The 445-nt window shown below is 37.3% G+C and carries 1 protein-coding gene; it reads right to left on the minus strand.

Features of this window, described 5'->3' with window-relative positions:
• The coding region (locus M3180_RS22345; RefSeq protein ID WP_251671636.1) for an amino acid permease at positions 1–445 on the minus strand (445 nt) is incomplete at both ends.

Below are 445 nucleotides of genomic sequence, written 5' to 3' on the forward strand. Positions count from 1 at the left end.
GATATATGCAATGATAATCAGACCCCATACAACTAAAAATAACACTGTAGAGATGGTAGTCACATACGTAAATACTTTTGTCGCATCTGGGAAAATATAGTTTAGTAATGCTGCCACAAGTAATAATGCTGATGAAGCAAAGATTGCAACATGTGGAACGCCATATTTATTCGTCTTAGAAAAGTTCGGAGGTGCTTGTTGTTGACTTGATAAACCGAAAAGCATACGGCTATTTGAGAATATACCACTGTTACATGATGAAGCAGCAGCGGTTAATACTACAAAATTAATCAAGCCCGCAGCAAACGGAATTCCGATCAATGCGAATAATTTTACGAATGGACTGTTATCAGGATCAACTTGCTGCCAAGGGATAATAGACATGATAACCGCTAACGCCCCAACGTAAAATATTAAAATTCTAATGGGTACACTGTTAATTGCT

It is taken from the genome of Paenibacillus camelliae (genome assembly GCF_023715345.1).
In the GTDB taxonomy this organism is placed as follows: domain Bacteria; phylum Bacillota; class Bacilli; order Paenibacillales; family Paenibacillaceae; genus Pristimantibacillus; species Pristimantibacillus camelliae.